Below are 23414 nucleotides of genomic sequence, written 5' to 3'. Positions count from 1 at the left end.
TTATAGTTAGATGCTACAAATTTCGATCGATGAAGAATTTAGAAGCGGTATAAGGATCGGCAACATACTTAGATATGTTGCCGATTTTTTGGTATTGGCTTATTGATAGTGTGCAGTTTGATAAGTAGTTTAAGTGCCATAGCCTACGATAGCTCATACTAATTTGAAATTTAGATCAGATATGTTACTTGTATAAGTTTTCCGCGTTGCTTTAATCTTTAAATTTTTAGGCATGGTATGAGTATAGATTTAAAAGTACTTTAAGAACTTTGCTTGTTAATTTTTATTAAAATATTAAATTTATACTCCAATTGGATTCCATATGGAGTATAATTACCGCATCAAGCAGTTTTTACTCAAAGGAAGACACGATGGCAAGCAACAATATAACGCCTATTCGTACTAGAGCAGGTGATACAGAAAAGGTCACTATTAATTTAGGCTACGTTGATCTTGGACAAGTCGACTTGATGGTGCAGGAAGGTTTCTATTCTAATCGCACTGACTTTATTCGTACTGCGATACGCAATCAGCTAACCACGCATGCTGACGTGGTGCGTCAAACCGTTGCTCGTAAAACCTTAGAGTTAGGCCTACGTCATTACACCCGCGCCGATCTTGAAGACGTTCAAGAGCGTAATGAAAAATTACATATTCAAGTATTGGGTCTGGCGACCATCGCGGCAGACGTAACCCCAGAACTGGTGGAAGCTACTATTGAAAGTATTACGGTATTAGGCGTGCTGCAGGCAAGCCCAGAGATAAAAGCCGTATTGGTTAACAAAATGATTTAAGCATTTTCTTTTACGATCACTCTTAAAATTTGTATGAATGTAACGGGAAATAACAAATGAGTTTTTCAAAATTTAGCATGATACCACCGCATCTTGAAGAAGCGATGAAACTGATGAAATCAGGCCAGCTACAAGAGGCCACTAACTTAATTCAAAAGAACTTGAGCGGCGCAGCACCAGCCAGCCATACTGATGAGAAGACTATCAAGGATGTGACGCCTGATATAGCATCTGATGTGCCAACGCTACAAGATCGTTTGACCCCGACCCCGACGGACAAGCCTACAAGCACTGATAAGCTGTCCAGTAAACTGCCTAATCACTTGCAAGATCTTACAGATAAAATGAAGAATTTTAAGCTGGACTTACCAACGGTTATGAATGTGAGTACCCTGCGTACTGGGTTCAATACGCATAATGAGCCGACTATTCCTGACAATGCGCAATTTCTTAAAGGCACCCTTAAGTCATCTCAAGGAAATCATGACTACCGGTTATATATTCCCTCAAACTACACAAAAGCAGTGGAAGAAGGTTTACATTTACCTCTAATAGTCATGCTGCATGGTTGTACTCAATCACCGGAAGATTTTGCAGCGGGTACACGTATGAATGAGTTGGCAGAAGAACACCGTTGCCTGATCGTCTATCCTTCTCAGCCAGCTTCTGCTAATCAAAATCGCTGTTGGAACTGGTTTAAACCTACTGATCAACGGCAAGGTCAAGGTGAGCCTGCATGGCTTGCGGCATTGACTCAATCTATTATTAAAGATTACGCAGTGGACTCATCACGTGTATACATTGCAGGGCTATCCGCAGGCGCTGCTATGGCAGTAATTATGGCAGAGGCTTATCCAGAACTATATGCAGCGATTGGCGTGCATTCAGGGTTAGCTTATCGCAGTGCCACTGATCTGCCGTCTGCATTAATGACAATGCGTCAGGGTGGCGCAGCTACTCCAAAACGTACAGGGAGTAGTAAGTTTGTCCCGACGATTGTGTTTCATGGTGATCAGGATCATACGGTGAGTATCCGTAATGGCGGGCAGATCTTTGAGCAGGCAGAGCAGCACTTACAAGCGCAAGAAACTGGTTTAACGACCCATCAGCATAAGCAATGCTCTGAGCAAAATTGTCGCAGTACTCAACTAGAGATTCGTAATAGTAAAGGGGTTAGTCAGTTGGAATATTGGAAGATTCACGGGGCTGGGCATAGCTGGGCAGGCGGCAGTAGCGCAGGGTCTTACACTGATCCCAAGGGTCCAGATGCTTCAAAGGAGATGCTGCGGTTTTTCTTAAATCTCTAATTTTCAACGTGATTTATACAAAGATTTTAAGCTGCACTCTTTGCACCTCAAAGCTAAATCAGTAGTGGTATTAAGCGACACATGAGCATAAACGTTTATACATTTTCTTTTGAATTAAGCAGTTAGATATGCAGTTAGATATGCAGTTAGATATATAATCAAAAACTGCATTTGGACGTTAGTATAGTGATTTAAATGGCTTATTATCGGCAGCGTACTTCAGTATGTTGCCGATTTATTTTGTTTAGATTAAGGTCTGTTGAACCTTCAAATATGTTATTTGCGCGCTGCAAGAGTGCATGCGAACTTTTAGTGTACGCACTATTCACTAAGAGATACACAAGCTCATCTACTAATTTGCTAAACTTTACTTATTGTCACCAGTCTAAATCTGTTAATAACCGTTGCAGTATTTACCGTTGCTCCTTAAGAACATCATGATAAATATAAGCAAACACTGTATATAGCTTCACAATTAACAATGTAAAATTATAGTTTCAAATACTATGCGAATTAAATTTTATTAATTTTAAACCAAAGGAATGTTTATGGCTGTTTATAATGCCCCTCTGACTGACATGCGCTTCATTTTAACGGATGTCTTTAAAGCTCATGAATTTTGGCAAAATAATGACAATTTATCTCATGTCGACATGGAAACAGTCGATATGATTTTAGAAGAAATGGCCAAATTAAGTAAAAACGTCTTGCTACCTATTAATCGTAGCGGCGATGAAGAAGGTGCGACTTATCAAGGCGATGGCGTCGTTACTACGCCTAAAGGATTTAAAGAAGCTTATCAGCAATATGCTGAATCAGGTTGGGTTGGACTTGGCGGTAACCCTGAGTATGGTGGACAAGGTTTTCCAAAAATGGTCACCATGCTAACCGAAGAGATGCTCTTTACTACCAACCAATCATTTACACTCTACCCTAACCTAACGGTTGGCGCGACCTTGTGTCTCAACGCAGCTGGTTCAGAAGAACAAAAGCAAACGTATTTAGAAAAAATGTACTCAGGCGAATGGTCAGGTACCATGTGCTTAACTGAACCGCACGCTGGTACCGACTTAGGTATTATCAAAACCAAAGCCATACCAAATGATGATGGTAGCTATAACATCTCTGGTACCAAAATCTTTATTACTGGCGGTGAGCACGACTTAACCGACAATATTATTCATCTCGTATTAGCTAAAACGCCAGATGCTCCAGAAGGCTCAAAAGGTATCTCTCTGTTTGTTGTACCGAAATTCTTGGTCAATGTTGATGGCAGCGTAGGCGAACGTAATACCTTATCAGCTGGCTCTATCGAACATAAAATGGGTATCAAAGCCTCAGCGACTTGTGTCATGAATTTTGATGACGCAAAAGGTTGGATGGTAGGTGCTGAGAATACTGGCCTATCTTCAATGTTCATTATGATGAACTATGAGCGCGTAACGATGGGTCTGCAAGGACTTGGCGGTACTGAGCTTGCTTATCAAAACGCTGCACTTTATGCGTATGAGCGTGGTCAAGGTCGTAGTGATACTCAGCTACAAAGCCCAGAGAAACCAGCTGATGCTATCGTTCACCATGCTGATGTACGCCGTATGCTATTGAATGCTAAAGCTAACGCTGAAGCGTCACGCTGCTTTGCTATGTATGTCGCCAAACAACTAGATACTGAAAAGTTCAGCACTGACCCTGAAGCAGCTCAAGCCGCTGCTGCACGTGTTGCCCTACTGACACCTATTGCAAAAGCGTTCTTAACTGATAAAGCGTTAGAAGCAACTATCGATTGCCAGCAAGTCTTTGGTGGTCATGGCTATGTGCGCGAATGGGGCATGGAGCAAATCGTACGTGATACGCGTATTGCTCAGATTTATGAAGGTGCAAACGGTATTCAAGCACTTGACTTATTAGGCCGTAAAGTTGCCCGCAACGACGGCAAATATATCACCCATTTCTTAGGTGAGATACGTGATTATGTTAGCGCTATGCAAGCTGATCATGGTATTAAGCAAGCGACATTAAATGCCGCTGATACTGTCGAAGAGTTGACTAAAACAGTCTTGACCAATATCGGTTCTCGCAAAAATGAGATCAATGGCTGCGCAGTTGATTATATGCATGCAGTCGGCTATCTATGCTACTCATATATGTTTGCCCTGATGGTTGAAGCAGCTAACGGTAAAGATGGCGAGTTTTATACCAATAAAGCCAAGCTTGCTGATTACTTTGTTGGTCGCGTCTTGCCGCGCATTGATGCTCATGCGCAGATGGTCAAAGCTGGTAGCGATCCAATGATGAATTTTGACTTGGATTATTTTAATGTACCTGCCAGCTAATTAGCCTTCAAAAACTAATAGCTATTTATTTATTAATAAAAAGTTACCAACAAAAAAGGACAGTATGATTACTGTCCTTTTTTTTGCCAAAATTAATTGCTAACAAAATAATTCAGCATTGTAATGTGCTTGCGATTAAAATAACTCCAAATAACTTGCATTCACTCTTAGACTATCAGAAATATTTGCATCTAAACGCTTAATAAACACCTAATAACCTCTAATTTCTCTATAGATAGCTATAGCTATAGCTATAGCTATAAATGATATGACATTATAAATATCAAAATATTGACTATCAAAATAATAACGATAAAGGGTACGCTGTGTCAGAGATAAAACGTATTTTACAACAGATTACTGCCTTGAGTGACGTGCCAGAGCCGTCTGTACTTAAGCGCTTGATTAATGAGCTGCGAGTCAATGAGAAAGAGCCTGCACTTGCTAATCAAAATATCCAAACCCTTATCGACATCTTGCGCCAACATCCAGAATATAGCGATGGTCTTGCCAGCTTTGTATTAAAGCTAATCATTCAATACCGTCAAATTGCCCTATATACCGACACTGGCATTATGTCAGATGAAGGTTTTTTTAGTAGTTTACGCCGCTTGATCGGTCATCGGTTTTTACCGCTACTACCTCAGGATGATTCAGTCGTTGAGCTGGTCGGCTATTTGTTTCATAAACGTCAGGATGAACGCTGGCTCGCTCATATCGAAAAAGATAAATGGGATGCTCTCGTCGATCTTCTCAAAGTCAAAGACGAGCATTTACCTCTAGTAGCTACGGCCAAAAACAGTATTCTAAATGCGATTGTTATTTTGTCTTACCGTATTAGCGGTATCGGTCTGCACCCCGATTTAATGGAAGCTTATCCGCAAATTTTGAACTACTCAGCATCCTTTGTCGCACAAAACCAAGAAGCAGTATTGTTCGTTAATCAATATCGGCAGGCGCACGAGCTCGACACGTTAACGGATATTACTCCCGAACATGCGGTCAATCCTGCACCCCTACTTGTCATGCTTGAACAGTGTGAAGATATCGTGGCAACAGTACGTAAACGTATCTATAAGACTGGTATCTCTATTCGCTTGACCAATATGATGTTACGCCTTGATCAAAGCTTACAGCGTATGCGCATTTTGACCGAACTGGTTGCTGATAGCGGTCACAATCGCGACAAAGCCGTGATTGATCTGATTCAGACCCTTATTACGACTGCTAACCGTCGTTACAGTATTGGCTATTTGATTGATAATAATACTAAGCTGCTGTCACGCAAAGTCACTGAAAATGCTAGCCGCGTTGGTGAGCACTATATCAGCACAGATAGAGCTGGCTATCAAAACATGTTCAAAAAAGCGTCCATTGGTGGCTTTATTATTGCCTTTATGGCCACTACTAAAATATTGGCTTATCACTTGGCGCTTGCACCGATGGGGCGAGCATTTATCAACAGTATGATTTATGGTTTAGGCTTTGTTTTTATTCATATCGTGCATGGTACGGTTGCGACTAAGCAGCCAGCAATGACTGCCGCTGCCATTGCTTCGACCATATCGGAAGGCTCTGGAAAAAAATCTCATCAGCTTACTAAGTTATCAGAGCTAGTAGTGGATATCTTGCGCACCCAGTTTATCGCCATCATGGGTAACATTATGCTAGCTATACCAGTAGCATTAATCATCTCTTTTGCTTGGTTACAGTATACAGGCGCACCGATGATTGACACCGATAAAGCAGGACATTTACTTCATGATCTTGACCCCTTTCGATCTTTAGCACTACCCCACGCTGCCATTGCCGGCGTATATCTATTCCTGTCCGGCCTTATTGCTGGTTACTATGATAACTTGGCTGTCTATAATCAGATTGGCGCTCGTATTCGCAGGCATTGGTTGCTCCAGCGTTTACTCCCTGAAACATGGCTTCAGCGTTTGGGTGGCTTTGTGGAAGCCAATCTGGGCGCTATTATGGGAAATTTTTTATTCGGTGTATTCTTAGGTAGTACCGCTACCATTGGCTTCTTATTTGGCTTACCCATTGATATTCGCCATATTGCCTTTGCATCTGCCAATTTGGCTCATGGACTATTCAATATGTCATCGGCACAAATCAGTTGGGATGTTATTTTAATCTCTATTCTTGGTGTTGCACTGATCGGTATGGTCAACCTAATGGTCAGCTTTTCACTGGCACTCTTCGTCGCATTGCGCTCAAAAGAGGTACAATTCTTTGAATGGAGCCGACTAACAAAACTGGTTTTTGGGCATATCATCAGTCACCCATCTGACTTTTTTTGGCCCCGAGATAAGCCAATGAAATACGCACGTATCGATAGTCAAGGACATATGATATTTGATGATACTGCTGGACAAAAAGGTGGCAAGCCGTTACCTAGCAATTATGTAGTGCGACGTTTATCTGACGTCAAAATATTACCTAAATCTGTAGCTGCTAATGCACAAGGTGAGCAGATGACGACAGATATCTACTATGATAATCAGCCTCAAAACAACGAGCACGATAACCTCATAGATTCAAATTCACTGAAAAGTTCTGGGCAAACAACACACATCTCTTCACCAAAAGCCTTAGTAAAAAAGGTTGTTGACCTAGATGATGGTTTAGTAGATGAAGAACTTAATAGCGTGCCTTATTCTAGTGATATTCAATACGATAAAGCGACCAAAACGCTTGATGCCATTAATAGTAGCGAAAACAGTAGTGCTGATAATGAAAACCCCAATAATAAAGCAGCCGGCGATGCAAAAACGCCATTACCGAAACCTAAAAAACCACCAAAACTGCCTAATTAATAGGACAGTTTTGGTAGCTTTATACTTGGTCAACGGCTGATAACATGTCTAACAATATTTTTTTGATACCTCATTGATATTCATCACATAAATATTCAAAGTTACTAGATTTAGCCATTTACCATAACGACTGTAATACTAAACCTCATATCTTCAGTCTCAAATATAATTCTTTTAGCTTCGTCTAAAAATATAATATTAGTCATATTATGGCTATTTAATAACCTACTACCTGTATCTATGAATTGAGACAACTCGAAATTTTCCTACTCTCTAAGATCATTGGATCTTAAACAATCCCAGCGTGGTTCAGCATACCCATACGCATCAAAGAGATACTTTTATGGTATTTATCTGCCCAATAGTGATATCGATAATGTCGCAAACCTAGAGAGCATAAAAAGCTCACTGCAAACACCAGTATAAACCATGAAATATGCGGCGTCTTTTTAGTAAAAAATGGCACAGCATTAAAAGGCAGTAAACCGTAACAGTGGCACGATTATGTAATTAAAATAGTATCATGTGGGGATTATTTGCATAACGGATGGTAAAAAAGGGAAGTAATACCCGCTTTTTTACGAATATTTTTTATTAGGAAAGGTCATGCTTCTTCGTTTTATTGCGCGCCATAGCACATTAATTATGCCAGTTTGTGCAATTGTGGGCTTTGTTTTTCCAAACTTATCCAATACAGTCTTGGTATATTTACCCCAAATATTGTTCTTCTTGATGTTTTTTACTTTACTAGGCATTGACCAATATGCGCTTTTAAAGCGTATAGCGACAAGCTATGTATGGGTTTTTGCCTTGTTACAAAGCGGGGGTATGAGTCTAGTTTTAATAGTAACTGCTTATGCACTCGGTGTACGTGGCGATTGGCTATTGGCGATTGCAGGTCTTGGTGCCACTGCCCCATTGTTCGGTAGTGGTGCGTTGGTCAATGCGGTGGGATTTGATGCACAACTGGCGACGGCAAAAACTATCGCTGCTACGTTCGTTATGCCATGTACATTATTAGGCGTATTGTGGCTATTAGGCGATGACAATGCGCATATAGACGTTGGCATATATGTTAATCGCTTGTTAGTTTATATTGTTATGCCAATAGTGCTAGCTGTGGCGGTGCGTCGGTTCGTTTCACCGCCTATTTTGTCACGTTATTATCCCAAAATTGCACAGTTTAATATTTTACTGCTGATGTTGTTTCCACTGGGACTGATGGCAGGGTTTCGTACCACCTTTGATCATAATCCGTGGCAAGCGTTGTCATTACTGGTGCTAAGTTCTGCATTGGCATTGGTATTTTATTTTACCGCTTATATAATATATCGGCGTTTTGGCTATGAAAATGCCATTATCGCTGCGTTGGTGTGTGGTGGACGCAATGTATTACTTGCTTACACCATAACTGCACCCTTCATGGGTACGGTGTTTTTACCGTTACTGGGTGCTTTTCAATTACCAGCATTTTGCTTACCCTTACTGGGCAAATATATGGCAAAACGCCATACGACTCGACCTATGGATGTAAAATCAGTTTTCTGAACCGCCTCAACTACTGATAGATGAGTTATCGTTTAGAGGATCTATATTTTAGGTATACCCCAATGAAACCAGTCTATTACACTGATAAAATCTATTAATAGACCACTCAAAGTAGACTGCTATAACAGAACTACTTAAAACAGACCGCTTATCTAGCCTTGTATATCAAGGTTAGATAAGCGATCATTAAGAGTTTGGACACTGCTCATTTGACGTTATCACTTTGCCATCACTGAGTCGGTAAGCTAGTAGAGAGTTACCCCAAACACAGCCACCATCAAGCGCGCGCGCATGTGGCAAGTCCACTTCACCCTTTAAGGCTGCCCAATGACCAAATAATATTTTGCGAGCACGTGGTACTTGCCATTCAAACCATGGCATAAAATCATCAGGCATATGCTGATCTAGACTAGAAGTAAAACTAAATTCAAGCGTCCCATCCTGCTTGCACAAGCGCATACGGGTAAAATAATTAGATATTGCACGCATCTTGGTAAAGCCATTAATATTATCATGCCAATCATCAGCGTTCTTACTATACAAGTGCGGTAATAGTCGATCCAGTTGTTGCAAACTACCTTTCAATTGCGCCTCTAACTGCTGGGCATATTGTGCAGCTACATCGATCGTCCAATGCGGTGGTATACCTGCATGTACCAATACTGTGCGCTCATCAGGATACGCTAGAATCGGTTGACGCCTTAACCACTGCAATAATTCTTCACTGTCCTCGGCGGCAAAAATCGGCGCGGTTTTATCTTTTTTCCTAATCTTAGTTGCGCCCCGCCATACTGCAAGTAAATTTAAATCATGGTTACCAAGGACAGTCGCCGCCGCACCCTGCTCGCATAGTGCTTTCACATGGCGCAAAGTATTTAACGAATCCTCTCCACGTGCGACTAAGTCACCCGCGAACCATAATTTATCTTGTGTAGGATCAAAATCTAAGGTCTCGAGTAGTTTTTGATACGCAGCATAGCAACCTTGTAAATCACCGATGACATATTGGTGGCGAAAACTCATAATCCCTCGATGATTATCTAAATGATTCTTTTAAATAGCTAGGGCGTGTCCTCAATCTGAACGAGTAAACCTCTAATGGGCTAAAAATGGCTATATTTCCGTCACTCTTTGAAAATTTCTAGACAATATACTCATATTCTCTGCAAAATTTCCTTTGATTGACAAAAATCTATCTCATTTTTATTACCATTATCAAAATGAGGATACACCCTAAGTACTAATGATAATAGCGCTGTACACGTGTGAAAGTACAACGACTGACTATTGCAATTGAACTATTAGTTGTTGAATCCAGGTAGAGCTTATTCTTCTACACTCTTGGCTTGATTACTTAACGCCACAAAGTCGCTCACACTGAGTGTTTCTGGACGTGCTTGAGGATCAATACCACAAGCTGCAAAGTCATCTTCACTCAAGGTCGGTAATAGCGTTGATTTTTTGAAGATAGCACGTAAAGTTTTGCGGCGATGGTTAAAGGTTTCACGCACCACGATGGCAAAATACTGTTCATCCTCTGCGACGACTGGTTTATCAATATGCGGTGTCAGACGAAACACAGCACTGGTCACTTTAGGCGGTGGATTAAACGCGCCTCTAGGAACAGTCAGCAGATAGTCAGTCTCGCAGTGATATTGCATAATAACTGACAGACGACCATAAGTTTTGCTACCGACATCAGCAGTGATACGCTCGACCACTTCTTTTTGCAGCATAAAATGCATGTCTTGAATGACATCAGAATAGCCAAGCAAATGAAACAGTATTGGCGTTGAGATATTATAAGGCAGGTTGCCCACCACACGTAGCTTGCCACGATCGGTGCTATAAAATTCACGATAGTCCACATTCATGGCATTTTCTTTAACAATCGTAAAGTTAGGATGGCTGTTTGCGCCGATACGAATGCGTAAGCTATCTGCTAAATCACGATCCAGCTCAACCACGGTCATGGCATCAACTTCTGCCAATAAAGGCTCAGTCAAAGCACCCATACCAGGGCCAATTTCTATCAAGTTGTCATCGCGGTCTAGACGAATACTATCAACAATTTGGCGAATAATACTGCTGTCATGTAAAAAGTTTTGACCAAAGCGTTTACGCGGTTGGTGTTTGGCAGTTCGCAAGCTAGCAGCTAATGTATTAGCATCAAACGAGTTTGTGGACATAAAAGATTCTTAATTAATGAGAAACGAAATAATAAAATGAGATTACAAAGCTACAGAATAGCTTATTAATAGACATCAACAATATAGGACGATGCTGAAAGATAATTTTGCAGCATTGTATTTTATAGCATTGTATTGGGTCAAAATTATACCACAGCTTATAATCTGGCTGTATTTTAGCATCATGCTTCATTCTGCATACGTTAACTATCTAGATAATGACTTGTTAGCCATCTCATTTGCCATAACTAATGCCTGATACAAGCTAGTAGCACTTGCACCGCCGCCCCCTGCCAAATCAAGCGCTGTGCCATGATCGACTGACGTACGAATATAAGGCAATCCTAAGGTTAGGTTAACCGTATCACCAAAGCCGTGCGATTTTAGCACAGGAAGTCCTTGGTCATGATACATTGCAATCACCGCGTCACAGTTATTTAAATGCCTAGAGGTGAATAACGTATCGGCTGGCATCGCTTCTGATACGTTTACGCCAGCGGCAATAAACTCTTGCAGTACGGGGTTGATAATCTCAATTTCTTCCATGCCTAAATGTCCACCTTCACCTGCATGCGGATTAAGACCGCAAACTAATATACGCGGATTTGCTATGCCAAACTTCGACTGCATATCATCAAGTACGATTTGCACGGTTTGGCGAACATTATCTACAGTGATAGCAGCAGGTACATCTCTTAAAGCTAGATGAGTCGTAACTAAAGCAACTTTCATCACTTGATTGGCCAGCATCATTACCACTTTTTCACAGCCACTTTGCTGCATAAAAAATTCCGTGTGACCGCTAAACATAGTGCCATCTAATAGTTTAATATCTGCATCAATTAACGCAGACTTCTGTAAAGGTCCAGTGACGATAGCGGCTACGGTATTATCTGCTGCGAGTTGATGAGCGATTTCTAACTGCTTGGCGACCATTGCTGCGTTCTTAATATCTATATGACCTGCCAGCACAGGCTCTGCACAAGGTATGTCCAATAATAGAAATGCATTGTTTGCCGTATTAAAGTCCATACTATCAATATCAGTTATTAACGATGAAGTGAGCGCGACACTCTGCCAAGTAGGACAGTTTTTTAGTACACCAGCAGCGATTAGTTGGTCTGCACGCGTTTGCATTGCTTTGGCATCGGCTGTCACCCAGATTGGCCGCGCAAAATCCTGTAATTTCCCTGCTTCTGCTAATAACAATACTACATCCATACCGATACCGGCAGGCTCACCTGTAGTGATTAACAACGGTTGTTTTTGACTCATGAATTTATCCTTATTTTTGTCTTAAATACCAGATATTATTATATTTTTTATAAAAGAAATCGTCATTTATACGGTTATGACAGTCGCTATTTTTGACAATAAACTGACTAACAGAATTAGAGAAACTATCTATTGTCAGCCTCTTAACAATCATAATGTGATAGACTTTCGCTTTTAATTGTAGCATCAATTGAGGCTTGTTTTTGTGGTACTTATCGTAGGTGCTGGATGCGCCATTTTATGATATAGCGCTTACAATTAGCGCTATACTTGTAGCGATTTTAGAAGTACTGACTTATAAATAATTCACTTATAAATACTTAGGCACTCATGGCAGACACTAGCAAAACTGACGACCTACTCAATCAGCAGCCCCCGCACAATATAGATATTGAAAAGGCGCTACTGGCTTCTTTGATGAGTATCGAAGAGGCATATGACAAGATTGCAGATATCGTCACCAAAGACGACTTCTATGCGGGACGTCATCAACACATATTTGATGCTATCGCTCACTTGGCAGCGGTTAACGAACCCTACGATACTGTCATGGTACATGATTGGCTAGAGGCGCAAAAACTGCTCAAAACCGCTGGCGGCGACAGCTACTTGGCAGATATTTTGAGTCAAAGCCCTGCAACTTTATTTAACCTGACCGCCTACGCTCAGCGTGTACGAGAATTATCAACCCTACGCCAGCTGATTACCACTGGCAACGATATGCTGACCCTTGCTTATAATCCTAAAGATCAAACGGTCAGCGATATTTTAGATAACGTTGAGGCCAAGATATTTAGCATCAACGAGCAACACAATAAGCGTGCTGAGCAGCGCGGCCCTGTCGGTATTACCTCAGTATTGACCAACGTAATTGATAAAATTCAGGAGCTCAAATCAAATCCTGACGGTATGATCGGCTTACAGACACCATTTGCTGAGCTGAATAATAAAACCCAAGGTCTACAAGCAGGCGATTTAGTGATTGTCGCCGCACGTCCTTCTATGGGTAAGACTACTTTTGCTATGAACTTAGCAGAAGGCGTGTTGTTTAATGAAGATTTGCCTGTCGTTGTGTTTTCTATGGAGATGCCAGCAGAATCTATTGTGATGCGTCTACTATCTTCTTGGGGCGCCATTAATCAGACTCATTTGCGTTCAGGACAAATGAATGAAGATGAGTGGGCAAAAATGATGAACGCGATTCAGCATTTGCAGTCTAAGCATTTATACATTGATGATAGTACTGCATTGCCACCATCAGAGCTGCGCTCACGCTGTCGCCGTATCGCTAAAAACCATGATGGAAAGCTTGGCGCTATCATTGTCGATTATTTACAGTTGATGAAAGTCCCTGGCCTCGATGGTAACCGTGTTGGAGAAATCTCGGAAATCTCTCGTAGTCTAAAAGCTCTAGCACGTGAGCTTGAATGTCCAGTCATTGCCCTATCGCAGCTGAACCGAAGCTTGGAAAACCGACCTAACAAGCGTCCAATCATGTCAGATTTACGTGAGTCCGGTGCAATTGAGCAGGATGCCGATTTGATTATGTTTATCTATCGTGATGAGGTTTATAATGAAAACTCAGACCATAAAGGGGTGGCTGAAATCATTATCGGTAAGCAGCGTAACGGTCCTATCGGTACCATACGTTTAGGTTTTGAAGGTCAATTTACCCGCTTTATCAACCTGACGCCTGAGTACTATCAAGGTGTGACTTTTGACGATGAATGATGAATAACGTCAATTTAATGATTGACGACTTATAACTACTTTCTAACAACCAATTGCTAATAAAGAATTTAATTATGCGCACTGCTACCATTACTATTAATCCTGCTGCTCTTACTCACAATTTGAATCAAGTCAAAAAACGCGCGCCCAATGCTAAAGTGCTGGCAATGGTAAAAGCCAACGCTTATGGTCATGGCGTGGCTGCCGTGTTGCCAGCATTGCAGCAAGCAGATGGTGTTGGCGTTGCAACGTTTGCCGAAGCAATGGAGGCGCGGCAACTGGGCTGGGATAAAGCGATTGGTTTGGTTGAAGGGGTGTTTAGCGCCAAAGAGTGGCAGCAAGCTATCGATAACGCTTGCAGCTGTGTGATTCATCATGCACCGCAGTTAGACTGGGCTTTAGAGAACGTCCCAGCAGCTGACAGCCCAGCGCGGCAAGTTTGGCTAAAATACAATACTGGCATGAATCGTTTAGGCTTTAATGAAAAGACTGTCGTAGAAGCAGCACAGCGTTTACACGATGCTGGTTACCAGCTTATTCTCACAACGCACTTTGCGAACGCTGATAATCGTGACCATCCGCTAAATGCCATTCAAATACAGCGCTTCTCTGAGATGTTGAGCTATTTGCAACAACAGATAAGCCCAGCTATTGAAGGCTCATTGTGTAATTCAGCAGGAATAGTAAATTTCTCTGATAACCATTTTGACTGGATACGTCCAGGTATCATGTTATACGGTAGCTCACCTGTCATCGATCAATCAGCTAACGACTTAAACCTACAGCCTGCAATGGAGTTCAGTGCGCATATCATGGCTAAGCAAGTAGTCAATGCTGGCGATGCAATCGGCTACGGCAGCCGCTGGACTGCGCAGCAAGATACCATGACCGCTCTTGTTAGTATTGGCTACGGTGATGGCTATCCACGCGTCATCAGCGACGATGCTTACGTTTGTATTATCGATGCGGAAACTGATACAAGCTATCCATGTCCGATCCGTGGACGAGTCGCCATGGATATGATTGTCATCGATCTGAGTGCAGCTCCGGTAGATATCGCGCTTGATAGTAAAGTCGTGCTATGGGGCGCTATGCCGCACGTTGACGAAGTCGCTAGTCATGCAGGTACCATTGGCTACGAGCTACTATGTAGATTAAGTGCTCGTCCCAAACGTGCATAAGTGCAACTGTATTTCTATTTAATTTACTTACTATAGGTCAGTCATCATACTGGCTCAGATACCAAAAATTGGCATTTACATTGAAAGTAATTACGCTATACTAAAAGTTTGTTGTCACCACGGCCAAGGCAGTTGCCTGTCGCCATTGACGGCTGATAACGTTTCATTGACTGTGATCGACTGCTAGGATTGCTATGAGTTTGCGCCATTTTTTGACCTTATCTGATTTAACCAAACAAGAACTAGAAAATCTTATCAAACGCGCCAGCGAATTGCGCAAGATGCAACACGCAGGCGAGATATATCAGCCGTTTGTTGGTCGTACGCTTGGCATGATCTTTGAGAAGTCATCCACCCGTACACGCATCTCTTTTGAGACTGGTATGGGGCAGTTTGGCGGTAGTGCGATTTTTTTATCACCAAATGATACGCAACTTGGTCGCGGCGAGCCGTTAGAAGACTCAGCTCGCGTTATCTCCAGCATGGTCGACATTATTATGATTCGTACCTTTGGCCACGAAAAGGTCGAGACCTTTGCTAAGTATTCAAGTGTGCCAATTATTAATGCCTTAACTGATGAATTCCATCCTTGCCAGCTGCTTGCTGATATGCAAACTTACTACGAGCATCGCGGCAGTATTGAAAACAAAATCGTGACGTGGGTGGGTGATGGCAACAACATGTGCTCATCATTTATGCAAGCAGCCAATCAGTTTGGTTTTGAGCTACGTGTAGCGGCTCCTTATGGCTTTGAGCCTGACCCAAAACTGATGGAACGCTTCTCGCATTGTGTCAGTCTCGTTGAAAACGTACAAGACGCTGCCAAAGACTCTAATCTCATTGTCACCGACGTATGGGCAAGTATGGGACAAGAGTCAGAGCAAAATACCCGTGCGCGTCGTTTTGCGCCTTATCAAGTGACGCCATCGCTATTAGATAAAGCAGATCCTGACGTCGTCTTTATGCACTGTCTACCTGCCCATCGCGGCGAAGAAATCTCTCATGATATGCTAGATGATCCACGCTCTGTCGTGTGGGATGAAGCAGAAAACCGCTTACACGCACAAAAAGCTTTGATGGAATTTTTATTAAAAGACAAGATTAAGCTACCTGCATAGATAACTAAGCAAACTATTTATAAAATACTACGCATAGAGTATTACGCATAAAAAAGGCAGATCACATTTATAGTGTTCTGCCTTTTTAGCTTTCGATTAGAAATTAGCAACTAGTTGACGAGCCGTCTAAAGAGCCGTTTTTAACGAGTGAGTGTCGTCACCCCATTACTACCCGCCTTTAACAGTATATCTGCTTGATTGGCGGCAAAAATACCATTACATACCACGCCTACGATATTGTTCAACTCTTTCTCAAGCGCTATTGGATTACTAACATCCAAATCATAAGTATCTAAGATCACATTGCCATAATCTGTGACAAAGTCTTCACGGTAAACGGGTTCACCGCCTAGAAGGGCTAACTGGCGAGCTACGTATGAGCGTGCTTGCGGCAACACTTCAATTGGTACTGGGAACGCGCGTCCTAGTATCTCGACACTCTTACTCTCATCAACCATGCATATAAACTTGTTAGACGCCGCTGCGACGATTTTTTCACGAGTGAGTGCGCCGCCGCCGCCCTTAATTAATTGCAACTGCGCGTTAACTTCGTCAGCACCATCAATGTAGATGTCAAGCTGACCTGCAAAGTTTAGATCAACTATCTCGATACCAAGCGCGCGAAGCTTATCTTCGGTGACTTGTGAGCTAGCAACGGCGCCAGCAAGCCTCAATGTAGGTAACAACTCAATTAAACAGTTGACCGTACTGCCCGTCCCTACCCCAAGTATCATATCATCTTCGATATAGCTTAGAGCAGCTTTGGCTGCGGCTTGTTTCTGTGCTTGCTGATCGCTCATCATAAATCCTTGGCAACGTGAGAATAATATCAAAATGCGCGGCTATTATAACCGATGAATTTGATGGATGTTAGGGTAATGACCACTCTAATTTAATCTTTGTTTAGCTGTGCTACTTGCTATAAACAAACCTTTCATATCCATCAAAGCATCAAATTCTAAGCAAAACTTGCAATTGTGTCTTGCAAGATAGTTAAAATCAGCATAGGCTAATCTATTTCATTTTTATCATCATATATCATTTGTTTAGGGATCATTATGCTATCACATTGGGTACGAGCCATCTTGCAAGCCACTGTCTATGACGTTGCTATTCAAACGCCACTTGAGGCCGCACCTAAGCTGACCCAGCGTTTTACCAATGATATTCGACTTAAGCGCGAAGACCTGCAACCAGTCAAATCTTTTAAATTGCGTGGTGCTTATAACCGTATTAGCCAACTGAATGATGAGCAAAAAGCGCGCGGAGTGATTTGTGCTTCAGCGGGCAACCATGCGCAAGGGGTTGCTTACTCTGCCCGTACCCTTAATCTTAAAAACATTATAGTAATGCCCACGACGACACCTGACATTAAAGTCGATGCGGTGAGAGCGCTTGGTGGTAATGTCGACTTGCATGGCGATAGCTTCGATCAGGCCAACCGTTATGCTATTGATCGCGCTGAGCGTGAAGGTTTAACCTTCATCCCCCCTTACGATGATGAATTGGTCATTGCTGGACAAGGTACTATTGGACTTGAGCTGACCCAGCAGTGGCGCAACATGGATTATGTTTTCGTTGCGGTTGGCGGTGGCGGTTTGATTTCTGGTGTCGCGGCATTCTTAGGTGAAGTGGCTCCGCATGTCAAAGTCATCGCCGTAGAAGCTGAACAATCAGCCTGCTTAAAAGCGGCGCTTGAGACTGGTGAACGCGTGAAGCTTGAGCAAGTAGGTTTATTCGTCGATGGTGTGGCAGTTGCCCAAATTGGTGAGCTACCTTTTGACGTCGTACGTACGCAAAAAAGCGATAATTCAGGGCCAATCGTTGAGCCTGAGGTCGTGACCTGTACCAATGATGAAGTCTGCGCGGCTATCAAAGATATCTTTGAAGAAAATCGTAGTATCGTTGAACCTGCTGGCGCATTGTCAGTCGCTGGTATGAAAAAATATATTGAAGCTAATGATTTACAAGGTAAAAACTGCGTCGGCATCATTTGCGGTGCCAATATGAACTTTGACCGCCTACGTTATATCGCTGAGCGTACTGAAATCGGTGAGAAAAAAGAAGCCATCTTTGGCGTGACTATCCCTGAGCAGACCGGTGCGTTCTTAAATTTTTGCCGCAGCCTGCATGGACGTAATATCACTGAGTTCAATTACCGTGCTGATAGCAAAAAGTCGCCAGACTCTATGGAGCCTGCATCAATCTTTGTCGGTATTGCGCTAAAAGAAGGTGATAAAGAACGTGAAACGATTAGTAACCAATTAGCAGCTGATGGCTACACGGCGCATGACTTAACTGATGATGATATCGCTAAATCACATATTCGTCATTTAATTGGTGGACATGCTCATGTCGAGAACGAGCAATTATTAAAAATCACCTTCCCTGAGCGCCCAGGTGCACTGCTAACATTCCTAGAAAAACTTGGTGATGATTTTAACATTACGCTTTTCCATTATCGCAATCATGGTGCTGCTGAAGGTCGGGTGTTAGTTGGTCTGCAAGCCTCTGAGAGTAATTCACGTCAATTACAAGACGCCCTACTTGATATTGGCTATGACTGCACCATGCTCAATGACAATATTGGCTATCAGCTGTTTCTAAAGTAGTAAAAATAGACGCAAACTATCATCTACCGCGGCAGTTTTTTAATTAATTAAAAAATTGCCATAGATGAATCAATAGTGATTATTCGTTTGTAAATATTATTGATAGGTGTCAAGCAGTGATAAAAAAAATATTGATAATCGTTGTATTGCTGACTTTAGCACTTGTCGGTTATAAAACCCTTCAACTCAAAAACTTTACAAGTAATTCTAATGTTGCGACTAATACGTCAACTGGCGTTGCTTTCACATCTACTGACTTTGATGATATACCACCAACATACGTTGATTCAGACTCAACTTCGATATCGGTCTCGGCAGTAAATCCTGTATTAGATTTACTGCCAGTAGCATCAAGCTTCTCATGCGATGGTAGAAAGCACTGCTCTCAGATGACCTCGTGTGCAGAGGCAACTTACTTCACAAATAACTGCCCAGATACGAAAATGGACGGTAACAATGATGGTATACCGTGTGAAAAACAATGGTGTAAATGATGTTAATTAAAGCTTAGATTGAGAACACCATGCATGTTCCTTCAAACTTTTCCGAAGACGATTTTGACAGTATTATCGATCTTCTTACGGCTAATCCGCTGGCAACCTTGATTGCTCAAACCGCTGACGGGATTGAAGCTTGTCATATACCGTTGTTTTGGCATCAAGCCGCCCTAGTCTCCGTTGATGCTATCTTGTTTTAAATACAGACAAACATTTAAATCATCTGTTACTTTAATAGGCTATTACTCTTTTAATTCGTAAAAGAAACACCATTATTATCTTAGTTTATTGATATCTATGAGGTTTTGATGAGTAAACACAATAAAAACCATAATCAACCCAGCCACAGTAAACCTGATGCTGTGCGTATGCGGCTCGATAAATGGTTATGGGCAGCACGATTTTATCGCACTCGCACTCTTGCCAAAGAAGCCATCGAAAGTGGGCGCGTGCATTATGCAGGTAGCCGTGTCAAAACCAGCAAAGAGATTGCAGTCGGAGATGAATTGAGCATCCGACAAGGCTCAGCCACTGCCATGACCGAAAAGACAGTCGTCGTCGAAGCATTAACTGCACAACGTGGCAATGCTACCGATGCTCAAGTGTTGTATTCAGAGACTGAGGAAAGTGAAGAGCGCCGCGCGTACTATGCTGAGCAGCGTAAACTTGCCAACCTTGCTCGACCTGATAACAAGCCTAATAAGAAGGAGCGCCGTGATTTACAACGCTTCAAACATCAGCAAGACTAAAATATTTCTATTGTTTTGCCTGTGCTCTTGTTATTCCCCACATTAACCGTTACGCTTAACAAGTCGCGCTAGATGATAATAGATTACAAGTAGACGTTATTAAATTAAGCAAAGATAACTGTCTATCATTTTGCTCTAAATTGGCGCTGATTTATTTATCCATTAACATGCTAACAAACCACATTATTAATGTTGGTTTCCTATAGCATGTTTTTTTATTGTCACAAAGGGTCATATTATGCTGATTAAAGCTTCTGCACCATCATCTGTATTATTGGTTTGTCTAGGCAATATCTGTCGGTCACCAACTGCTGAGGAAATTTTCCGTCAGCAAGCTGCTATTGCAGGGCTTTCAATGAAAATAGACTCAGCAGGTACGAGCGATTGGCATATTGGTCATACCCCTGACGTACGCTCACAGCGCTATGCTAAGAGTCATGGTTACAATATTAGCAAATTAGTGGCACGTCAGATAAGTGCTGATGATTTTCGTAAATTTGATCTAATCCTTGCAATGGACGGTCAGAACCTAGCTGATTTGCAAGCATTAAAAGACAGTATTGAAGGTACGTCGCAAAAACCTCTGGCTAAATTAGCTTTGTTTAGCGAAGAAGATCCTACCTATGGCGGCGATGATGTGCCAGATCCTTTTCAGGGTGATGGAGAAGCTTTTGAAAACGTTATTGAACGTATTGAATCTAGCGCACAAGCATGGATTGAAAGCTGGAAAGCCATGTAAGGAAACTTTAGGCATACAAATGTAATGATGGCTAAATAACATTGGTTGGATACTAAAACCTAAGTATTTTATCTGCTTTTGTACCGCGTATCCCTTATAATAACGAGCGTATTAAGGCCTACTTAAAATTTAAGCATTACTTTAACAGCCCCCATTTATTTGCCTAATAGGTCGCTTTATGACTACAGATTTGCATCATGCTCCTAGTGCCCAATATGATTGTTCGCATGATCTTTCTCATACCAATACAATGGCGCTCGCTTGTGTAGCTGATACAGTAGTGACTTTACAAGATGAGGCGCAGCTAGATAGCTTCATGACAAGTTATGTAAAAAATACTGGGCATAATCTGCCGTTGTTTGTGTTATCTGGTGGTAGTAATGTGCTGTTACCTACGCAGTTGCAAGCTATCGTGCTACGACCGCAAATGCATGGCATTACTCTCACCGATCAGACTCAAGATTATGTTGATATTGAAGTCATGGCAGGCGAAAACTGGCATGACTTGGTTATTCATACGGTCAATCAAGGCTGGTACGGGTTAGAAAACTTGGCTTTGATTCCTGGGCTAACTGGTGCAGCGCCTGTGCAGAACATCGGAGCATATGGCGTTCAGTTAGAAGACTATTTGCAGTATGTGCGCGCTTATCACTTACCGACCAAAACTTGGCACTCTCTTACCGCTACTGACTGTGAGTTTGGCTACCGCGATAGTATCTTTAAGCGTACGCCTAACACTTGGCTAATCAGCCGTGTGGGTTTTCGCTTGCATACTGATGAGACAAAGGTATTAGCCAGTTATGGTGATGTCCAGACAGTGGCGCAACGTTATGCTGAGCAACAAGGACGTATGCAACCAGCTCCTGCGGACGTGATGCATGCTATCATCGATATTCGACAACAAAAACTTCCTGATCCTAAACAGCTCCCTAATTGTGGTAGTTTTTTTCAAAACCCTATTATCAGTCAAAACCAGTTCATATCATTACAGAGTAATTATTCTGATATTGTGGGCTACCCAATGCCAGATTCAATGGTCAAAGTCGCAGCAGGTTGGTTAATAGAGCAAGCAGGTCTAAAAGGCGGCGGTATCGAACCAATCGTAACTCATAAAAAACAAGCATTAGTACTGACTAATCACCGTCCTTACCAAGCCACCCAAGATGATGTGGCAATAGCCCAGAACCATATCATAAGCTGTATTTATGAAAAATTTGCTATCACTTTAGCCCGTGAGCCAGTTTGGGTTAATACTAATGGCACAGTTGGATATGGTGAGCATGGGGTCTAAGCGTTCATGGTCTCATAAGCTGTCAGGGCATTACCTGCGCTCAGCTGAACGCATGATTAAATTGTTTCGTATTATTAATATGACTTTTTTGCTGGGCTCGACTGCGATTATTTTGATTCTTGTTAGTTTGTTCACACCGCTGTTTTCTCGTACGGTTACTTATGTATTCGAGCATCTACCGCTACCTACGATATCGGCTAGTGCCATGAGTTCGCCGCCTACTGCTTATGTGGTCCTTGGTGGTGGTCTCACTAATGATAATAATAATCAAACTATCCTTAATGGTTATAGTCTCAACCGTATCCGTACTGCCGCTATTGCCTATCATGATTTTCCGCTACCTATTATTTTAAGTGGTGCTGAAGCGCCTTGGATGAGTCAATGGCTCATCGAGCACGGCATTGATGAACCAATTAGCGAAAACGCCAGTATGAATACTTGCGAAAATGCACGGTTTACGGCCAAACGTGTTCCTCTATATCATGTTTACCTTGTCACTGATAGCTATCATATGGCGCGGGCACGCAGGCAATTTGCCCTAAACGGGATTAATAGCACTCCTATCAACGCGCCACTACCCGTTCAACTTGATTGGATGGAGCCTGCACAAAACCTAAGCCATTCAAGACGTGCTGTTTATGAAATAGCCGCTTATTTACGTGATGTTCTGCGCCCGCAATCAGACTGTCGCCTTGCAGAAGAAGTCAGCACTCAGCAGTTATTAACGCCTAGAGGTAATGCAGTCAAAACCTTTGATGAATAATACAAATACTTCATGAATTTGTGCCAATTTAGTTGCCCAGATTTCGCCTGCATAGCTCAATTTATTACACTTGCAATAAGTGTATAATAATAGAATAAACTGCTATTTAAGAGGTTTGCCATGCTCAGTATATTTTTATTGATTCCATTAAGCTTAATGCTGTTTGTGGTCGCTATTTGGGCAGTACGTTATGCCGTAAAATCCAATCAGTTTGAGGATTTAGATAATGCCTCGCAGCGTATTATCTTGGATGATCGACAAGAGCGTCGTCAGGTTATCCAATCGCATGAGCCAAGCGACACTGTTCAAAAAACGGATACAATATCCACTAAAACTACTGTTAAAAGTGTAATTTTGGACGAAGATGACATAACAACTGGTAGCAATACAGATCTTAATAATAAAAAATAGCATTAAATTTTTAAAAACTTCTAATCTAGTTAACGATCTACTGCTTTTATT

The 23414-nt window shown here is 42.0% G+C and carries 19 protein-coding genes and 1 pseudogene; 16 read left to right on the top strand and 4 right to left on the bottom strand.

Annotated features, from left to right (window positions below):
- Window positions 1-371: 371 nt before the first annotated feature.
- From AK825_RS06175 to AK825_RS06155, 5 genes are all read left to right on the top strand, one after another.
- Entirely contained in the window at window positions 372-794 is a 423-nt protein-coding gene (locus tag AK825_RS06175; RefSeq protein WP_068035469.1) for a CopG family transcriptional regulator, read from the top strand.
- Between the two features lie 56 nt (window positions 795-850).
- On the top strand, window positions 851-2101 hold the full coding sequence (locus AK825_RS06170) for a PHB depolymerase family esterase (RefSeq protein ID WP_068035467.1): 1251 nt from the start codon (window positions 851-853) through the stop codon (window positions 2099-2101).
- Between the two features lie 548 nt (window positions 2102-2649).
- Entirely contained in the window at window positions 2650-4434 is a 1785-nt protein-coding gene (locus AK825_RS06165) for an acyl-CoA dehydrogenase C-terminal domain-containing protein (RefSeq protein WP_068035465.1), read from the top strand.
- A 326-nt stretch (window positions 4435-4760) separates the two neighbouring features.
- Window positions 4761-7259, top strand: a complete 2499-nt coding sequence (locus AK825_RS06160) for a site-specific recombinase (RefSeq protein ID WP_068035463.1) — start codon at window positions 4761-4763, stop codon at window positions 7257-7259.
- A gap of 606 nt (window positions 7260-7865) precedes the next feature.
- Window positions 7866-8807, top strand: a complete 942-nt coding sequence (locus AK825_RS06155; RefSeq protein ID WP_068035461.1) for a lantibiotic ABC transporter permease — start codon at window positions 7866-7868, stop codon at window positions 8805-8807.
- 186 nt (window positions 8808-8993) lie between these two features.
- On the opposite strand, the gene AK825_RS06150 is transcribed toward AK825_RS06155, so the two are convergent.
- From AK825_RS06150 to pdxA, 3 genes are all read right to left on the bottom strand, one after another.
- Window positions 8994-9830, bottom strand: coding sequence for a symmetrical bis(5'-nucleosyl)-tetraphosphatase (locus tag AK825_RS06150; RefSeq protein ID WP_068035459.1), 837 nt, complete (start codon window positions 9828-9830; stop codon window positions 8994-8996).
- 302 nt (window positions 9831-10132) lie between these two features.
- Entirely contained in the window at window positions 10133-10996 is an 864-nt protein-coding gene (gene rsmA, locus AK825_RS06145; RefSeq protein WP_068035457.1) for a 16S rRNA (adenine(1518)-N(6)/adenine(1519)-N(6))-dimethyltransferase RsmA, read from the bottom strand.
- A 207-nt stretch (window positions 10997-11203) separates the two neighbouring features.
- The gene (gene pdxA, locus AK825_RS06140) at window positions 11204-12271 is read right to left on the bottom strand and encodes a 4-hydroxythreonine-4-phosphate dehydrogenase PdxA (RefSeq protein ID WP_068035455.1); all 1068 of its coding nucleotides are present in this window, start codon (window positions 12269-12271) and stop codon (window positions 11204-11206) included.
- 330 nt (window positions 12272-12601) lie between these two features.
- On the opposite strand from pdxA, the gene dnaB reads away from it, so the two are divergent.
- The 3 genes from dnaB to argF all read left to right on the top strand — a co-directional run bounded on the left by dnaB (window position 12602) and on the right by argF (window position 16301).
- Window positions 12602-14002: a replicative DNA helicase gene (dnaB, locus tag AK825_RS06135; protein ID WP_068035453.1), complete on the top strand. Its 1401-nt coding sequence runs from the start codon at window positions 12602-12604 to the stop codon at window positions 14000-14002.
- Between the two features lie 74 nt (window positions 14003-14076).
- Window positions 14077-15183, top strand: coding sequence for an alanine racemase (gene alr / locus AK825_RS06130; protein ID WP_068035451.1), 1107 nt, complete (start codon window positions 14077-14079; stop codon window positions 15181-15183).
- A gap of 194 nt (window positions 15184-15377) precedes the next feature.
- Window positions 15378-16301, top strand: a complete 924-nt coding sequence (gene argF, locus AK825_RS06125; protein WP_068035449.1) for an ornithine carbamoyltransferase — start codon at window positions 15378-15380, stop codon at window positions 16299-16301.
- A gap of 140 nt (window positions 16302-16441) precedes the next feature.
- On the opposite strand, the gene rpiA is transcribed toward argF, so the two are convergent.
- Window positions 16442-17101, bottom strand: coding sequence for a ribose-5-phosphate isomerase RpiA (gene rpiA, locus AK825_RS06120; RefSeq protein WP_068035447.1), 660 nt, complete (start codon window positions 17099-17101; stop codon window positions 16442-16444).
- Window positions 17102-17359: 258 nt separating this feature from the next.
- Between rpiA and ilvA the strand changes: the two genes are divergently transcribed.
- The 8 genes and pseudogenes from ilvA (at window position 17360) to ccoS (ending at window position 23363) form a co-directional block, all read left to right on the top strand.
- Window positions 17360-18913, top strand: coding sequence for a threonine ammonia-lyase, biosynthetic (gene ilvA / locus AK825_RS06115; protein WP_068035445.1), 1554 nt, complete (start codon window positions 17360-17362; stop codon window positions 18911-18913).
- Window positions 18914-19263: 350 nt separating this feature from the next.
- Window positions 19264-19407 (top strand): annotated as a pseudogene (locus tag AK825_RS14975) (excalibur calcium-binding domain-containing protein); the annotation flags it as partial.
- Window positions 19408-19436: 29 nt separating this feature from the next.
- Window positions 19437-19610, top strand: a complete 174-nt coding sequence (locus AK825_RS14565) for an FMN-binding negative transcriptional regulator (protein WP_082787188.1) — start codon at window positions 19437-19439, stop codon at window positions 19608-19610.
- Between the two features lie 108 nt (window positions 19611-19718).
- Entirely contained in the window at window positions 19719-20159 is a 441-nt protein-coding gene (locus AK825_RS06105; protein WP_068035443.1) for a S4 domain-containing protein, read from the top strand.
- A 238-nt stretch (window positions 20160-20397) separates the two neighbouring features.
- A complete protein-coding gene (locus AK825_RS06100; RefSeq protein ID WP_068035441.1) occupies window positions 20398-20898 on the top strand; it encodes a low molecular weight protein-tyrosine-phosphatase in 501 nt (166 codons plus the stop codon).
- Between the two features lie 178 nt (window positions 20899-21076).
- Window positions 21077-22189, top strand: a complete 1113-nt coding sequence (gene murB, locus AK825_RS06095) for a UDP-N-acetylmuramate dehydrogenase (protein ID WP_068035439.1) — start codon at window positions 21077-21079, stop codon at window positions 22187-22189.
- Window positions 22179-22952 carry a YdcF family protein gene (locus tag AK825_RS06090; protein ID WP_068035436.1) on the top strand — a complete coding sequence of 258 codons (774 nt, stop codon included), beginning with the start codon at window positions 22179-22181 and terminating at the stop codon, window positions 22950-22952. The genes murB and AK825_RS06090 overlap by 11 nt, the downstream gene beginning before the upstream one ends.
- A gap of 120 nt (window positions 22953-23072) precedes the next feature.
- Window positions 23073-23363 carry a cbb3-type cytochrome oxidase assembly protein CcoS gene (gene ccoS / locus AK825_RS06085; protein WP_068035435.1) on the top strand — a complete coding sequence of 97 codons (291 nt, stop codon included), beginning with the start codon at window positions 23073-23075 and terminating at the stop codon, window positions 23361-23363.
- The last annotated feature ends 51 nt before the right edge of the window (window positions 23364-23414 follow it).

Origin of the sequence: Psychrobacter sp. P11G5 (assembly GCF_001593305.1) — a bacterium.
Classification (GTDB): Bacteria; Pseudomonadota; Gammaproteobacteria; order Pseudomonadales; family Moraxellaceae; genus Psychrobacter.
This window is presented reverse-complemented; position numbering and strand designations above follow the sequence as displayed.

Coding starts and splice junctions, on each gene's coding strand:
- AK825_RS06175 (WP_068035469.1), top strand. CDS start 372: ATGGCAAGCAACAATATAACGCCTATTCGTACTAGAGCAGGTGATACA.
- AK825_RS06170 (WP_068035467.1), top strand. CDS start 851: ATGAGTTTTTCAAAATTTAGCATGATACCACCGCATCTTGAAGAAGCG.
- AK825_RS06165 (WP_068035465.1), top strand. CDS start 2,650: ATGGCTGTTTATAATGCCCCTCTGACTGACATGCGCTTCATTTTAACG.
- AK825_RS06155 (WP_068035461.1), top strand. CDS start 7,866: ATGCTTCTTCGTTTTATTGCGCGCCATAGCACATTAATTATGCCAGTT.
- AK825_RS06150 (WP_068035459.1), bottom strand. CDS start 9,830: ATGAGTTTTCGCCACCAATATGTCATCGGTGATTTACAAGGTTGCTAT.
- rsmA (WP_068035457.1), bottom strand. CDS start 10,996: ATGTCCACAAACTCGTTTGATGCTAATACATTAGCTGCTAGCTTGCGA.
- pdxA (WP_068035455.1), bottom strand. CDS start 12,271: ATGAGTCAAAAACAACCGTTGTTAATCACTACAGGTGAGCCTGCCGGT.
- dnaB (WP_068035453.1), top strand. CDS start 12,602: ATGGCAGACACTAGCAAAACTGACGACCTACTCAATCAGCAGCCCCCG.
- alr (WP_068035451.1), top strand. CDS start 14,077: ATGCGCACTGCTACCATTACTATTAATCCTGCTGCTCTTACTCACAAT.
- argF (WP_068035449.1), top strand. CDS start 15,378: ATGAGTTTGCGCCATTTTTTGACCTTATCTGATTTAACCAAACAAGAA.
- rpiA (WP_068035447.1), bottom strand. CDS start 17,101: ATGAGCGATCAGCAAGCACAGAAACAAGCCGCAGCCAAAGCTGCTCTA.
- ilvA (WP_068035445.1), top strand. CDS start 17,360: ATGCTATCACATTGGGTACGAGCCATCTTGCAAGCCACTGTCTATGAC.
- AK825_RS14565 (WP_082787188.1), top strand. CDS start 19,437: ATGCATGTTCCTTCAAACTTTTCCGAAGACGATTTTGACAGTATTATC.
- AK825_RS06105 (WP_068035443.1), top strand. CDS start 19,719: ATGAGTAAACACAATAAAAACCATAATCAACCCAGCCACAGTAAACCT.
- AK825_RS06100 (WP_068035441.1), top strand. CDS start 20,398: ATGCTGATTAAAGCTTCTGCACCATCATCTGTATTATTGGTTTGTCTA.
- murB (WP_068035439.1), top strand. CDS start 21,077: ATGACTACAGATTTGCATCATGCTCCTAGTGCCCAATATGATTGTTCG.
- AK825_RS06090 (WP_068035436.1), top strand. CDS start 22,179: ATGGGGTCTAAGCGTTCATGGTCTCATAAGCTGTCAGGGCATTACCTG.
- ccoS (WP_068035435.1), top strand. CDS start 23,073: ATGCTCAGTATATTTTTATTGATTCCATTAAGCTTAATGCTGTTTGTG.